Source organism: Mixta theicola, assembly GCF_002895925.1.
GTDB lineage: Bacteria > Pseudomonadota > Gammaproteobacteria > Enterobacterales > Enterobacteriaceae > Mixta > Mixta theicola.
This window is the reverse complement of record NZ_NWUO01000013.1, coordinates 19814-33448: the sequence shown is the minus strand read 5'-3', so window position 1 is coordinate 33448 and position 13635 is coordinate 19814. Positions and strand designations below refer to the sequence as shown.

Below are 13635 nucleotides of genomic sequence, written 5' to 3'. Positions count from 1 at the left end.
CAATGGAGCGTCGGGACAAACAGATGTTACACTTGCGTCACTTTTTCCCAAAACAGCAAAGTTATGAGCGAATTTGACGAAGTAGCGCTTCAGCTGGCTCAGCAGGCGCAGGCCGATGAACAGCAGAAACGGATAGAGGATAGCCAGCTACTGCAGCAGGTGCTGGCCGTTTACGATCGAAAAACCGTAGCGGCCTGTTTGCGTCAGCTCAACCAGCATGAATGGACGCGCGAATCGCTCAGCCGCTGGCTGGCAGGCAAGGGAAGCCAGCGCTCGCTTACCGCAGCAGAAGCGGCTCTGTTACAGCAGATGCTGCCCGCGCCGCCGACGCAGCATCCCAACTACGCTTTTCGTTTTATCGATCTTTTTGCCGGTATTGGCGGAATACGCAGCGGTTTTGAAGCTATCGGCGGGCAGTGCGTATTTACCAGCGAGTGGAATAAACATGCGGTGCGTACTTATAAAGCCAACTGGTACTGCGATGAGCAGCATCGTTTCAATCAGGATATTCGTGACGTCACGTTAAGCCAGCGTGCCGATATTGATGAGCAAACGGCGTGGGGGCATATCAATCAACAGATCCCCGATCATGATGTACTGCTGGCGGGCTTTCCGTGCCAGCCGTTCTCGCTGGCGGGCGTATCAAAGAAAAACGCCCTGGGACGGGCGCACGGTTTTGCCTGTGAAGCGCAGGGCACGCTGTTTTTCGACGTCGCACGTATTATCGCCGCCAAAAAGCCGGCAATTTTCGTGCTGGAAAACGTGAAGAACCTGAAAAGCCACGACCAGGGCAAAACCTTTCGCATTATTATGCAGACGCTGGATGAGCTGGGCTATGAGGTCGCGGATGCAGATGCGCCGCCGGGGCCGGACCCGAAAATTATCGACGGTCAGCATTTTCTGCCGCAGCACCGCGAACGCATCGTGCTGGTGGGTTTCCGCCGTGAGCTGGGGTTAAAGCCGGGCTTTACCCTGCGCGATATTTCCCGTTTCTGGCCGCAGCAGCGGCGCACGCTGGCGGAGCTGCTGGAGCCGCAGGTTGACGAGAAATATATTCTGACGCCGACGCTATGGAAATACCTCTATAACTACGCGCGCAAACATCAGGCAAAAGGCAACGGCTTTGGCTTCGGCCTGTTCGATCCTGCCAGCACGCAGGGCGTGGTACGTACGCTTTCGGCGCGCTATTACAAAGACGGCTCGGAAATTTTGATCGATCGCGGCTGGGATCGCACGCTTGGCGAAAAGGATTTTGATAATCCGGCTAATCAGCAGCGTCGCCCACGGCGTCTGACGCCGCGTGAATGCGCCCGGCTGATGGGTTTCGAAACGCCCGGCGGAAAAAATTTCGTATTCCGGTATCAGATACCCAGGCTTATCGTCAGTTCGGCAACTCGGTTATCGTGCCGGTATTCGCTGCGGTGGCAAAACTGCTGCAGCCGTGGATTACGGAAGCGGTCAGTAAACGGCGGTAATCTGCGCTTCCCCGCGCCTGGCTTCTGGTTCGGTGCGGCAAAGCAGGTAAGTCATAATATCTCCCGATAATAATGCGCAACAGCAGCAGACTGCCCGTTTATCCGGCTGTCGGCCGGTAAATTATTAAAGCCGGCAGGACGTTTGCCGGTTTTCGTTATCGGCACATACACTGTTAACAGAGCAAAAGGAGAACATTATGGCTGATGTGCATTCGGCTGCCGTACGCAGCAAGAATATGCGCGCAATCCGCACCCGAGATACCGCTATTGAACAGCGTCTGGGCGAGCTGCTGACCGATCGCGGTTTTCATTTCCGCGTGCAGGACAAAAATTTGGCGGGCCGGCCCGATTTTGTTCTGGATGAATCACGGGCGATTATTTTTGTGCATGGCTGCTTTTGGCATCACCATCACTGCTATCTGTTCAAGGTGCCCGCCACCCGCACCGCTTTCTGGATGGGGAAAATAGGCAGCAACGTTGAGCGTGACCGCCGTCATATTGCGCAGTTAACGCAACAGCAGTGGAAGGTGTTGGTCGTATGGGAATGCGCGCTGCGCGGAAAGTTAAAGCTGGATGACGAGGCGATAGTGAGTCGCCTTGAAGAGTGGATTCTTGCCAGCGACAGTAATGCCGCGATCGATCATCAGGGAATGCATCCGCTGATGCTGGCGCCAGAATAATGTTGCCCCGGCAAAGTGGGGCAACATAAGGAGAAAAATTTACAGAAAGTTCAGGGATGCTGCGTTGCGGTTCTGCAGCAGAAGCGGCAGGGGAGTATCATCTCGCTCCAGCTTAAAGACGTTGATCGCCTCCGTCAGCTGTACGGCCTGAAGGCTGAGATCCTGCGTAATGTTGGTTGATTCTTCTACCAGCGTCGCGTTTTTCTGCGTCACATTGTCAATATCGTTAAGCGCCTGCGCTATTTGGCTAACGCCCGTACTTTGTTCAGAAGAGGCGAGGGTGATTCCCTGCATAATCTCATTTACCTGACCAATTGAAGAGACCAGCTCTTGCATGGTATTCCCGGCCTCGGAGACCCGATTGGTGCCCTGATTGACATTTTTTACTGACTCGGCGATCAAATCGTTAATCTCCTTCGCCGCATCTGAGCTGCGCTTCGCCAGATTACGCACCTCTGCCGCCACAACGGCAAAGCCACGTCCTTGCTCACCTGCGCGAGCCGCTTCAACCGCCGCATTCAGGGCCAGAATATTGGTCTGATCGGCGATGTCATTAATCACATTATTGATAAAGGCGATACGTTTAGCGCTATGTTCAATGTTATCCATGGTGGAAATGACATTGGCCATAATATCGGCGGCATTATGGGAAATCAGGCTGGCTCGCGTCGCTAGCTGGCTGGCCCGATTGGCCGTTTCCGCATTTTGGGCAACGGTAATTTTGATCTCTTCCATACTGGCTGCGGTTTGTTGTAAAGAAGACGCCTGTGTCTCGGTGCGTGATGACAGGTCATTATTGCCTGTCGCGATATTATTGGTGTTTTGTTGGATATGCATCGCGGAACGTTGCACCGATGAGATCATGCCAATCAGTGAATTTTTCATTTTATTCATTTCAGCGAAGAGCAAACCAAATTCATTTTTCCCCTCGGCAGGCACGGGAACCAGTAAATTGCCCTTGCTGATTTCAGCAAATATTAGCGTTGACTGATGCAGCTTATGGATGAGGTTGTTTTTTACCCAGCGATAGGTCACGAAGGAGATCATCACAATCAAAATGAAAACGGCGGCTGAAAACATTAACAGATTAGTTTTGTAATCATGCGCCAGGCTGGCATATTGTTTATTTTGCGTATCCTCATGGTACAAAATTTTGTCAAGATGCTGGTTCATATCATTCAGAATATCTGAGGTTGAGCTGGTCGCGTTCTTACCCTCCGTAAGCTGCTGCAGCGAAAAATTATAAATATCAATCAACTCATTAGTTAGTTTAATAATATAACCCAGATCCTTATCTTCCTTATAAGTAGCCAGAATTTCCACATCATGCGCTATTTCTTTCAGCCGTTCTCTGGCGGAATCAACATAGCGCTGCGTTAATGGTTTCTTAAGCGCTATATCCGCATCCAGGGTATTTATATCAGCACGCGTCATCGCGATGTCATATCTTATATCATTTAAAACTAAGGACTTATGGCTGGATGTGTTCGATTGCTGGAAGTTGTTTTCAGAGTTCACTGCAATATTAATAACGTAAGCGATGAAAAAAGAAATAATAATAAATATAAGTAATATCAAACTATTGGTGGCGGTAACTACCCTGATGTTCTTCATAAAAATCCTTCCTGTGATTTTTTTATTACTATAAAAATCGGTCTCAGCAGAAAAAACTAAAAATATAAATTCATGTTGAAGGAAATTTCGTAACTTTCCGACGGAAATTTATTTTTTCTAAGGTTAATTGTATTGTTAACTGAATCTAAAACAGAAAAGGAATTCCATGAATTGCCGTTATTAATGTTGGCTGACCGTCTTAACGGTTAGTCACCCACCCCTGGCATCACAAGAGGGCGATCTGCCCTTGTCACCGCAAGCGGGCCGGCACTTTAATCAACGATTATCACGCGCTAACGTGAACTGGCGCAAAGTTTGCCAAATCAGGCCATAATTGGTTAGATCGCTGTTTTAGCCCAATCGGTCCGGGAGGACGACATGTCCAGTGTTAAACTTACGGTACGGCGACTCTATAAGCTGCAGGAAGAGCGTATGGTCAACACGCGCGCAACGGCGCGGGTTTACGTTGGAGAAACCCTGATCGCCACGGAAGAGATTACCGGTATGACTGAAAGCCCGGTCAGCAAGTATTTGCATCATCGCGCCGGTGATGGAGCGTTACGCGTTGAATGGGACTGCGAAGGCATTGCCGATATGGCGGTCAGTGAAATGCAGGCTTGTCCCTGTTGTCAACATGATGAACTGTAAAAAAGGAACCTAACTTGGCTGGAAGTAGCTTACTGGCACTGCTTGATGATATTGCTACCTTACTGGATGACATCTCGGTCATGGGGAAAGTAGCGGCAAAGAAAACGGCTGGCGTACTGGGTGACGATTTGTCGCTAAACGCGCAGCAGGTTACCGGCGTCAAGGCGAACCGGGAAATACCGGTGGTGTGGGGCGTAGCGAAAGGCTCGTTCCTCAACAAGCTGATCCTGGTGCCGCTGGCGTTGATTATCAGCGCATTTGCTCCCTGGGCGATCATCCCGCTGTTAATGATCGGCGGCGCCTATCTCTGTTATGAAGGCGTGGAAAAGGTCATGCACAGCCTGCACCATGATAAGCATGCCGAAACGCCGCAGGCGCGTCAGGCGCGGCTGAAAAAGCTGGTGGAGCAGGACCCCGCAGGCTATGAGAAAAAGAAAATCAAGGGTGCGGTGCGCACCGACTTTATTCTCTCGGCGGAAATCGTGGCGATCACCTTGGGGATCGTTTCCGAAGCGCCGCTGTTAAATCAGGTACTGATTTTAGCCGGTATCGCCATTCTGGTGACCATCGGCGTGTATGGCATCGTGGCTGCCATCGTTAAGCTGGACGATCTGGGCTACTGGCTACGCGATAAGTCATCGGCGGTGGCGCAGGCGGTGGGTAAAATGCTGCTGGCGCTGGCCCCCTGGCTGATGAAGATACTTTCTGTGGTTGGCACGCTGGCGATGTTTTTGGTGGGCGGCGGCATTGTGGTGCACGGAATTCCGCTGCTGCACCATGCGATTACTCACTTCAGCGAAGGTTTCCACGGCATTATTACTACGCTGCTGGAAAACGGCGCTAATCTGGTTATCGGCTTCATTATTGGGTCGATCGTGCTGTTAGCGGTAAATCTGATTGCGAAGCTGCGCGCTTAATGTATAAAGAGCGGCGAAATTGACTAACGGGAGCACGCCATGAACGACGATATGTTTGAATTTGACATTGATGCACAGCTGGAAGAGGCGCAGGCCAACGCTGAAAAGAAAGCCAGCGAAGTGCCGACTGAGCTGAATGATGAAGCCGATTGCGAAGGCTGCAAAATTTAATCATCAGCGGCGCTGCGCGATTCATCCTGATAGCGAGCGCCCGCGTCTGGGTTAAACGCCGGTTTAACTTTTACGCGCTTTGTTTATTATCCTTATATTTCGCTGGCTTCCGTGGGCTAAGGTCCGTTTTTTGACTGGCATGCAGGAATTTTCTGGAAGTGCCTGCTATACATAATGGGTGCTTTTTTACCAAATTAAGGAGGCCGCATTATGTTTATCAGCGTCAGTGATGAAGTGAAGCATAAAGAGGATGGTCAAACGATGATCGTCACCGGCATCGCCAGCGGGATGGTGGAATGTCGCTGGTATGATGGTTATGGCGTAAAACGTGAAGCATTCCGTGAAGATGAACTCTTCCCGGTTAATGTCGCTCGCCAGCTTGTCAGCTAACCCCTTCCTTCTGTCCCGCCGGACTTGACTGGCGGGATACGTTTTTGTACATTTGGTTCATTATTTCTCTTTTTTGGCGTAATGTTGCGCTAATGATGAACCAGGTGAACCATGTCAGAAGAAACTCTTCGTCTCGCTTTTTCCGCAAGGCTTATTGAAGCCTGCAATCGTAAAGGCCTGGAGGCGCACGGTCGCGGCGTCGCGCTGGCGCGGGCGCTGGCGGTAACGCCGCGCGCCGTGGGCAAATGGCTAAACGGTGAAGCGCTGCCGCGCGACGGTAAAATTCAGGCGCTGGCGGACTATCTGGAGGTCAGCCGCGAATGGCTGCAGCTGGGCACCACGACGCTGGATAACAACGTGCGTGCGGTCGCGCAGGCGCCTGGCTACAACAGCTATCCACTGATCAGCTGGGTTAGCGCCGGGCTGTGGAGCGAGGCCGTTGAGCCCTGGTCGCGTGCGGAAATCGATCGCTGGCCAGCCACCACGCGTCACGTCAGTGAAAATAGCTTTTGGCTGGAGGTTAAGGGCGATTCGATGACTTCGCCGGTCGGCCTGAGTATTCCGGAAGGGATGATGATTCTGGTCGACCCTGATATTCCCGCCACTTCAGGAAAACTGGTGATTGCCCGCCTGATCAATGCTAACGAGGCGACCTTTAAGCGCTATATCGAAGACGGCGGGCGTAAATACCTTAAGCCGTTGAATCCCGAATATAAGATGCAGGAAATTCACGACGATTGCCGCATTATCGGCGTGGTGGTTGAAGCCAAATGGGAGAATTTGGCTTAAGCGATCCCGTTATCAATATGTACTAATGGTTCTTGTAATTAATGTACTTTTAGTTCATTATATCTTTATCCTTTTATCGTCGGGAGAAGAGGAATGGATATGATAATGAACGGCATTCTGTTGTTGTTGGGCGTAGTGAAAGGCTGTATCAGCGAACTGACGTTACAGGAGTGGGGCTATCTGCTTGGCATTGTCTTTACTATGCTGCGCGGGATAATGATCTGGCGTGATAACCGTAACGAGCAGCGTCGGCGGACCGAGATTTTTGAACGCTATGCCAGCCAGCTGGCGCAGCGGGGCGTTAGTCAGGCGTGGAAAAAATTACGGCAGCTGGAAACCAGGCCGCCGTCAGAACCTCCCAAAGAGTAAACGCCCGCTATCGCTGTTGACCGCAGGCGTTATCTGGCGAAGCAGGGCGGGCGCTGCCGCACCTGCCGTCGGGGTTAAACGTGACCTTCGTTATCCTCTTCTACCGCCTGATAAATCCGCTGCAAAATATCAGGGAAGGCGGACTGCACGCGACTCCAGCTGGGAATAAACGGTTTATCGTTAGGGCGTTCGGTAAAGGCCTGGCCAGCCTCAAGGATGGCCTGAGTAAACATCTCAACCGCGGCTTCTTCGCTGTGCTGATCGAAATGCAGTGCGTTCATGCTCGCTTCATGGCTATAAATTTCCATCATATCGAGCGCGTTACGGTAGTAGGTTGCTTTCAGTACCCGGAAAGAGTCGCTGGTCAGGCTCACGCCCATCGTCGCCAGCTTACGCAGCAGCGATTGCACGATGTCGTTACTCATACGGCGCAGGCCGCCGGTTCCATCCTCTTCCGAGAGCGGCTGATGCTTGTGATCATAATTATGAGCGATTTCCGCCTGGCAGCTCTGGCGGGTGGTGTAGTTGCGATAGATCTCTGACAGCACCCCAATCTCCAGCCCCCAGTCGCCGGGAATTTTAATATTGTTCAGCACGTGGGTGCGCATGGCGAATTCGCCGGATAGCGGGTAGCGGAAGCTGCTGAGATACTCCAGATAGTCAGAATGTCCGTAGACCTGCTGCAACGAGCGCAGCAGCGGCCCCACCAGCAGACGGCCCACGCGCCCGTTCAGCTTATTGTTGGCCACGCGCGCATAAAAACCTTTACAGAACTCATACTGAAACGTCGGATTGGCCAGCGGATAGAGCAGGCGCGCCAGCATCCCGCGTTCATAGGTGACGATATCACAATCGTGCAGCGCCACGCAGCTGGTGCGATCGGAGGCCAGCGTATAGCCGGTACAGAACCAGACGTTACGTCCTTTACCCGGCTCGCTGGGAGATAACCCCTCTTTGTCCAGTTCGGCGTCCAGCGCTTTCAGACGCGGGCCGTCGTTCCATAAAATCCGATGGCGCTGGGGCAGACGGGAGAAAAAGTCGCGGGCAAACAGAAACTGATCGCGATCGGCGCGATCGAGGCCGATCACAATCTCTTCCAGATAGGGCACTTTCGCCAGTTCATCGACGATATGATTAAGGGCCGGTCCTTCCAGTTCAGAAAACAGTGAGGGCAGAATTAAGCCCATTTTGCGTTTACGCGCAAACTGCACCATCTCTTTTTCCAGCGACTCGGTGGTGCGACCGGTCAGATTATGAAAATTCGTAATAACGCCGTTCTGGAAAAAATCACTCATATCTGCTCCCCATAAAGCAATCAGGCGACAGTGCCGCGATTGGGTTATTCCTGCGAGATAAAATAATCAAGGCCTTCGCTCCAGCCAGTTGGGCCATATTCCATCGTTTGATAGACGTGACGCTCATCCTGGCGCGTCAGCTCAAGCGGAAACTTGCTGTAGCCCTTGATCACGACAGCATAATCAACGCAGTCCAGCATTGGCGCGTCGTTAGGGCCGTCGCCGAGTCCGATGGTAATAAAGCGTTTACCTCCCGCCGTGGTCATATTTTGCAGCAGCCAACGCAGCGCTTCGCCTTTGCCGCTGCCTTTCGGCATGACATGCCAGAAACGCCCGCCCTGCACCAGCATCAGCGATTCCTGCTCCAGCTGCTGGCGGAAAAGCGCAAACTGTTCATCGGTATCGTTCCAGACCAGTGCTTCCGACGCTTCGCGCATCCGCGCCAGCGCGACGCTCGCCGGCGGTAAGCCGGTAATATTTGTCAGCTCTTTTTCAGTAAAATCAGCAAAGCCGGTGAAACGAAACTGATATTGCTGTTGCAGACGGCGCAGGCAATCACAAATTTCAGCATAGTTTTTACCGGCGTGATGGCGCACCATTTCGCCATGCGCATTATCGATCTGCACCAGCGCGCCATTTTCCGCAATAAAAGGCGTGCCGGGAAAACCCAGCTGCTGCTGCAGCGGAATGACCTCTGCGGAGGTTTTACTGGTGCAAAACACCAGCGGAATATCCTGCTGTCGTAGCTGCGTTAGCCAGCGTTCTGCTGGCTGCCAGCTGTAGGTATGATGATCTAACAGAGAACCATCGAGGTCGGTTACTATCATTAACGGGTCGTGCAGATGCGGCATGCTCAGATCCTTATAATAACGGAGGCCCGCTCCGATAAATGCTGATGCCTAAGTATAACGACAGATGTTAATTATGAGGGGGATTAGCGTGAAAGGCGGGTTAACTCTTCTCTCAGATTATTCTGTAAAATAAGGCATTGCTGGCAGATTAAACTGGACGTCAATGGGAAAAAAAAGGAGATAAGCTGGCGATATTTAAGTGATAACCTGCGGGCATTGAATAAAACGCGCGCCTCTTTATGCTTAAATAAGATTTGTCTTAGGGTAAAATTAACGTAATCTGTAGGCGTTAAGGAATTTCCTGGTGTAACGAATTTCATTGACGATTCTGTCATCCCGGCCTTTCGAGGCCGGGATTTTTTTTGCCGTTTAACGATTAACTTCGCTAACCGAGCAGTCATGAATATCAAATTCAAACGATTGCACCACTTGCGGACCAAAGCCGCTACCCTCAGGCGCGTTTTGCTGTTGCGCCAGTTCCCATTCGCTGTCGTCATCCATCTTATCGCAAAGCCGGGCATCGCTTCTGAATAAAGCGGAAGCGGCATTGTTCGCTGTTCCGGCGCTACGGTGATCGTAATTGTTCATGATGGTCTCCGACAATCGGGCGACCAGCTAAGTATAGGCGAAGGGCGGAAAGGAATGGGGATTAAGCTCGCAGGCTGGAATAACCAGGAAATAACTTAAAAAAAAGCCCGCGCTGCGCGGGCAAAATCCTTGTTACTTTTAGGTTGGCTGCGCCTATGGGGTGACGCAGTAAAAACAGTGTAGATAAATCTACTGTCAGAAGTCTCGTAGTGAAACGTTAAGAAAATGAAAATCCTGCCGGGAATAAGTTCCCTGGCTTCGCGTTTACTTAGCCTTACAGGCAACAAATAACAGGCCTGCTACACTTAACCGCAGGAAAAGCGAAGAAAACAGGAGAAATTATGGATTTATTACGCATTATTATTGCCATTATATTACCGCCGCTGGGAGTCTTCTTACAGGTAGGTTTTGGCGGCGCGTTCTGGCTAAATATTCTGCTGACGCTGCTGGGTTATATTCCCGGTATTATTCATGCGGTCTGGATTATTGCGCGTCGCTAATTTGCCGTTTATGCTCCGCTTTTAACGTAAAGGTCCAGGCAAGAGAGCATGAAGATGAAGGTAAACGATCGCGTCACGGTAAAAACCGATGGCGGCCCGCGTCGGCCAGGCACTATTCTGGCGGCAGAGGATTTTAATGAAGGCACAATGTATCTGGTGGCGCTGGAAGATTATCCGCTGGGTATCTGGTTTTTTAATGAGACCGACCATGACGAAGGCGTGTTCGTCGAGCCGCAGACGGAGAGCGAATAAATAAAAACCCACCTCTCTGGAGATGGGTTTTTACGTTCTGCGGCCAGTCAGTTAACGGCAAGGCCGGTATGATTAAAACTTTTCCCAGTTATCGTCGGCGGCCTGCGCCAGCGCCGGGCGCAGTTTTACTGCCGCCGGCGCAACCGGCGTCACCTTAACCGGAGCGCTGGTTTCCTGCTGCGACAGGCGGAAGGCGGCCACGGCTTTCGTCAGGCGTGCGGCCTGTTCTTCCAGCGAGACGGCCGCCGATGAGGCTTCTTCTACCAGCGCGGCGTTTTGCTGGGTAACATTATCCATCTCGGTTACCGCCTGGCTGACCTGCTGGATACCACGGCTTTGCTCATCGGACGCGGCGGCAATTTCCGCCATAATATCGGTAACGCGCCGCACCGCCTCGACAATATCGCTCATGGTGGATCCGGCATGGCTGACCTGCACAGAACCCTGACCAATCAGCTGCACCGATTCGGCGATCAGGCCGTCAATCTCTTTTGCTGCCTGGGCGCTGCGCTGCGCCAGATTACGTACTTCGCTGGCAACTACCGCAAATCCACGACCCTGTTCACCGGCACGCGCCGCCTCAACCGCCGCGTTCAGCGCCAGGATATTAGTCTGGAAGGCGATACTGTTGATCATGGTGGTGATCTCAGCAATTTTCTTCGAGCTGCCGGAGATATTGTTCATGGTATTAATCACGCCGCTAACAATATCGCCGCCTTCGCGCGCTTTGCCGGAAGCATCGGCGGCCAGCTGGCTGGCATGATGGGCGTTATCGGCGTTCTGTTTCACCGTGGCCGTCAGCTGCTCCATGCTGGCTGCCGTCTGCTCAAGCGCTGAGGCCTGCTGTTCGGTACGTGAGGAAAGATCGGTATTGCCGGCAGAGATTTCACCGGAACCCTGATAAATAGCCACGGCTCCTTCACGCACTACGCCGACGGTTTGCACCAGCGCCTGCTGCATCGCCTGTAAATTAGCGCCCAGCATGCCGATTTCGCTGCGGCCCCAGCTGCGGAGCGGGGCGGTGAGATCGCCTGCGGCGATACGCGCGATGCGTTCACCCGCCTGATGCAGCGGATTAATCACTATGCGGCGCAAAAAGATAAAGGTCATCAGCGTCAGCACCAGCGCCACGGCGAACGCCACGCCCATAATTATAAAGCCGAGATGCGACTGCGCTTTGGCCTCGTGATTAATCGCTTCGGCGCGCGCGGTGCGGATCTTAATCGCTTTTAGCAGCACCTCGTTATATTGATCGTCAAGCTTACGGGTTACGTCGGTTTCCTGAGCAATCACGCCTTCAAAGCTGCCTTGCCTGGCCGATTTCACCATTGGTAGCACTCCCTGATTAAGATAGGCGTCAAAGCGCTCTTTTAGCGGCGCATCAAGCGCGCTGTCGGCTGCGCTTTTATGGGGACGATGAGTATAGGAATCAAAGAATTGCTGTGCCTGACCGAGACGCTGCTCTACCGTGCTCAGAATAGAGCGGAACTCATCCATTTCGCCGATGCGCGCCGCAGCGCCGGCGTGAATAACCAACAGCCTGGCGGTGCGCAGATTGTTAGCACTGTTGGATAAATTCATACGAATCTGGATTTCCTGCGTCGCCTCGTCCAGCGAACGGTTGCTTTGCAATAAAAACCAGCCGGAAAGCCCAATACACAGGGCAAACAGCACCAGAATACCGGTAAAAATTGTGGTAAACAGGGGAACCAAACGCAGATGTTGCCAAAAGCTGATCCGTTTTTGGTCTTCATCAGGGGAAGTGGTCTTCATATCCTTTTGCTCTCTGTAGGTAAGGTTGGCGATGTTAAATCTGTCATAAGCATCGGCAACCCCGGCAAAAGGCTTAGCGGGATAAATGAGAGGCGCGTCGCAAAACGCGAAAGCATGATGGCCGGCAAAAGCCGGCCATCATGTTTATCTTACATTCACATAGATACCGGACGTTACGTTGTCCGTCAGGCGCACCACATGATAAATGACCTGTTTATTATGGGTCTTAATTTTACGCTTAATATTGCCTTTGTGAGATGAAACCGTCTTGGCTTTAATTTGCATCTTGTCAGAGATCTGAATGGTATCGTGCCCGGACATCCACATTTTAAGCATATTTGATTCGGTCTGGCTGAGCGTTAAAGGATTTACATCAATGCCAGAGGAAATACGTGTGTTAGCGCTAACCTTTTTCTGTAAATAACTGCTTAATAGTTTATCCAACGTGGCGGACTTTACCGATTTTGACGTAATAATCAGGTTCTTACGAACGTAGAGATATTCCTCAAAATGGATATTAGCAATCGCCATAAAGATAAAAAATAACGTATCAGGATGCTGTAGAATAATATTGCGAATACGTTCGCTGGAATCAGCTTCATGAATGAAGCATTCTTCGTTAATAAAGACAACGCCAGGTTTTAGCTGCTGGCACTTAATGTGTAGTTGCTCAATATCGTTAACGGATGAGATATTTTTCTTCTTGATCCCTTTTGTAGCCATGTAATCCATTAATCCCAGACGTGTGTAGCTGCATGAATCCATAATAATCGTTGGCATGATAGCGACCCTCACCAATTTGTTATCCGTTAAATCAACGATGAATACGCGTTTGCGGTACGGGAAAGATTTCTATTAACAATCTTGTAATTTTACTCAGCTGTGCTGAATCCGAAACGGAGCCTTGCCGAGGTCATCTTTCTTCCTTGTATCTACAGCAGATTTTGCGCAGGGCAGCATAAATGACTGCCTTTAAGCGCAGCAGAACGCGAACGGCCCCTGTCGCAATGACAAATTACCGTGGCCAGCGTCTGACGCAACTTTTGAGAACGTTTCCACTATCGCGTACAACTCAGATAATCCTGATAGGACAAATCTTAAAATGATTTGTTTCGCGAATGTGTAACAAACTCGGGAGTCGAGACAATGCCGTAAAAATTCCTTTTAGACAAGAAAAAAACGCAGAAAAATTTTTTCTTTCGAAAACATCAGTTTGCGTATTTTGCCCAGGGCTGACCTGACATAAAACTCGTTGCGAAGTCCGTTTTAAAATACGCGAAGCGGGATTTTATGCGAATAATTTTCATCGTTTGGCGCTATTTA

General features: G+C 51.2%; 15 protein-coding genes and 1 pseudogene. 10 read left to right on the top strand and 6 right to left on the bottom strand.

Annotated elements, in window-relative coordinates; translation table 11 throughout:
• Positions 1 to 63 precede the first annotated feature (63 nt).
• Positions 64 to 1475 (top strand): annotated as a pseudogene (locus tag COO59_RS16110) (DNA cytosine methyltransferase).
• A 197-nt stretch (positions 1476 to 1672) separates the two neighbouring features.
• Entirely contained in the window at positions 1673 to 2155 is a 483-nt protein-coding gene (locus tag COO59_RS16105; protein WP_103060779.1) for a very short patch repair endonuclease, read from the top strand.
• Between the two features lie 39 nt (positions 2156 to 2194).
• Here the strand turns inward: COO59_RS16105 and COO59_RS16100 are convergent, their stop codons facing one another.
• Positions 2195 to 3589 carry a methyl-accepting chemotaxis protein gene (locus COO59_RS16100; protein WP_165786532.1) on the bottom strand — a complete coding sequence of 465 codons (1395 nt, stop codon included), beginning with the start codon at positions 3587 to 3589 and terminating at the stop codon, positions 2195 to 2197.
• 558 nt (positions 3590 to 4147) lie between these two features.
• Here COO59_RS16100 and COO59_RS16095 point away from each other — a divergent pair.
• The 6 genes from COO59_RS16095 to COO59_RS16075 all read left to right on the top strand — a co-directional run bounded on the left by COO59_RS16095 (position 4148) and on the right by COO59_RS16075 (position 7053).
• A complete protein-coding gene (locus COO59_RS16095; RefSeq protein ID WP_103060777.1) occupies positions 4148 to 4417 on the top strand; it encodes a hypothetical protein in 270 nt (89 codons plus the stop codon).
• 14 nt (positions 4418 to 4431) lie between these two features.
• On the top strand, positions 4432 to 5334 hold the full coding sequence (locus COO59_RS16090; protein ID WP_103060776.1) for a DUF808 domain-containing protein: 903 nt from the start codon (positions 4432 to 4434) through the stop codon (positions 5332 to 5334).
• 39 nt (positions 5335 to 5373) lie between these two features.
• Complete coding sequence (locus tag COO59_RS21505; protein ID WP_276308276.1) at positions 5374 to 5505, top strand: hypothetical protein; 132 nt, start codon at positions 5374 to 5376, stop codon at positions 5503 to 5505.
• A gap of 210 nt (positions 5506 to 5715) precedes the next feature.
• A complete protein-coding gene (locus COO59_RS16085; RefSeq protein ID WP_103060775.1) occupies positions 5716 to 5895 on the top strand; it encodes a YodC family protein in 180 nt (59 codons plus the stop codon).
• Positions 5896 to 6006: 111 nt separating this feature from the next.
• Positions 6007 to 6684: a LexA family protein gene (locus COO59_RS16080; RefSeq protein ID WP_103060774.1), complete on the top strand. Its 678-nt coding sequence runs from the start codon at positions 6007 to 6009 to the stop codon at positions 6682 to 6684.
• A 93-nt stretch (positions 6685 to 6777) separates the two neighbouring features.
• The gene (locus COO59_RS16075) at positions 6778 to 7053 is read left to right on the top strand and encodes a hypothetical protein (RefSeq protein ID WP_133158614.1); all 276 of its coding nucleotides are present in this window, start codon (positions 6778 to 6780) and stop codon (positions 7051 to 7053) included.
• Between the two features lie 74 nt (positions 7054 to 7127).
• On the opposite strand, the gene COO59_RS16070 is transcribed toward COO59_RS16075, so the two are convergent.
• From COO59_RS16070 to COO59_RS20800, 3 genes are all read right to left on the bottom strand, one after another.
• Positions 7128 to 8348 (bottom strand): glycosyltransferase family protein, encoded by a 1221-nt coding sequence (locus COO59_RS16070; protein ID WP_103060772.1) that lies wholly within the window; start codon positions 8346 to 8348, stop codon positions 7128 to 7130.
• Between the two features lie 44 nt (positions 8349 to 8392).
• The gene (locus COO59_RS16065; protein WP_103060771.1) at positions 8393 to 9199 is read right to left on the bottom strand and encodes a mannosyl-3-phosphoglycerate phosphatase-related protein; all 807 of its coding nucleotides are present in this window, start codon (positions 9197 to 9199) and stop codon (positions 8393 to 8395) included.
• Between the two features lie 369 nt (positions 9200 to 9568).
• Entirely contained in the window at positions 9569 to 9787 is a 219-nt protein-coding gene (locus COO59_RS20800) for a hypothetical protein (RefSeq protein WP_133158613.1), read from the bottom strand.
• Positions 9788 to 10128: 341 nt separating this feature from the next.
• Here COO59_RS20800 and COO59_RS16060 point away from each other — a divergent pair, with 341 nt between their 5' ends.
• A complete protein-coding gene (locus tag COO59_RS16060; RefSeq protein WP_103060770.1) occupies positions 10129 to 10287 on the top strand; it encodes a YqaE/Pmp3 family membrane protein in 159 nt (52 codons plus the stop codon).
• 54 nt (positions 10288 to 10341) lie between these two features.
• Complete coding sequence (gene dsrB / locus COO59_RS16055) at positions 10342 to 10539, top strand: protein DsrB (protein WP_103060842.1); 198 nt, start codon at positions 10342 to 10344, stop codon at positions 10537 to 10539.
• A 72-nt stretch (positions 10540 to 10611) separates the two neighbouring features.
• On the opposite strand, the gene COO59_RS16050 is transcribed toward dsrB, so the two are convergent.
• Together COO59_RS16050 and rcsA are read right to left on the bottom strand one after the other, a co-directional pair.
• The gene (locus COO59_RS16050; protein ID WP_103060769.1) at positions 10612 to 12312 is read right to left on the bottom strand and encodes a methyl-accepting chemotaxis protein; all 1701 of its coding nucleotides are present in this window, start codon (positions 12310 to 12312) and stop codon (positions 10612 to 10614) included.
• A gap of 144 nt (positions 12313 to 12456) precedes the next feature.
• On the bottom strand, positions 12457 to 13092 hold the full coding sequence (gene rcsA / locus COO59_RS16045; RefSeq protein ID WP_103060768.1) for a transcriptional regulator RcsA: 636 nt from the start codon (positions 13090 to 13092) through the stop codon (positions 12457 to 12459).
• Between the last annotated feature and the right edge of the window lie 543 nt (positions 13093 to 13635).

Excerpts from the sequence above, each read along its gene's own strand:
- COO59_RS16105 (WP_103060779.1), top strand. The coding sequence starts at position 1,673 with ATGGCTGATGTGCATTCGGCTGCCGTACGCAGCAAGAATATGCGCGCA.
- COO59_RS16100 (WP_165786532.1), bottom strand. The coding sequence starts at position 3,589 with ATGACGCGTGCTGATATAAATACCCTGGATGCGGATATAGCGCTTAAG.
- COO59_RS16095 (WP_103060777.1), top strand. The coding sequence starts at position 4,148 with ATGTCCAGTGTTAAACTTACGGTACGGCGACTCTATAAGCTGCAGGAA.
- COO59_RS21505 (WP_276308276.1), top strand. The coding sequence starts at position 5,374 with ATGAACGACGATATGTTTGAATTTGACATTGATGCACAGCTGGAAGAG.
- COO59_RS16085 (WP_103060775.1), top strand. The coding sequence starts at position 5,716 with ATGTTTATCAGCGTCAGTGATGAAGTGAAGCATAAAGAGGATGGTCAA.
- COO59_RS16080 (WP_103060774.1), top strand. The coding sequence starts at position 6,007 with ATGTCAGAAGAAACTCTTCGTCTCGCTTTTTCCGCAAGGCTTATTGAA.
- COO59_RS16075 (WP_133158614.1), top strand. The coding sequence starts at position 6,778 with ATGGATATGATAATGAACGGCATTCTGTTGTTGTTGGGCGTAGTGAAA.
- COO59_RS16070 (WP_103060772.1), bottom strand. The coding sequence starts at position 8,348 with ATGAGTGATTTTTTCCAGAACGGCGTTATTACGAATTTTCATAATCTG.
- COO59_RS16065 (WP_103060771.1), bottom strand. The coding sequence starts at position 9,199 with ATGCCGCATCTGCACGACCCGTTAATGATAGTAACCGACCTCGATGGT.
- COO59_RS20800 (WP_133158613.1), bottom strand. The coding sequence starts at position 9,787 with ATGAACAATTACGATCACCGTAGCGCCGGAACAGCGAACAATGCCGCT.
- COO59_RS16060 (WP_103060770.1), top strand. The coding sequence starts at position 10,129 with ATGGATTTATTACGCATTATTATTGCCATTATATTACCGCCGCTGGGA.
- dsrB (WP_103060842.1), top strand. The coding sequence starts at position 10,342 with ATGAAGGTAAACGATCGCGTCACGGTAAAAACCGATGGCGGCCCGCGT.
- COO59_RS16050 (WP_103060769.1), bottom strand. The coding sequence starts at position 12,312 with ATGAAGACCACTTCCCCTGATGAAGACCAAAAACGGATCAGCTTTTGG.
- rcsA (WP_103060768.1), bottom strand. The coding sequence starts at position 13,092 with ATGCCAACGATTATTATGGATTCATGCAGCTACACACGTCTGGGATTA.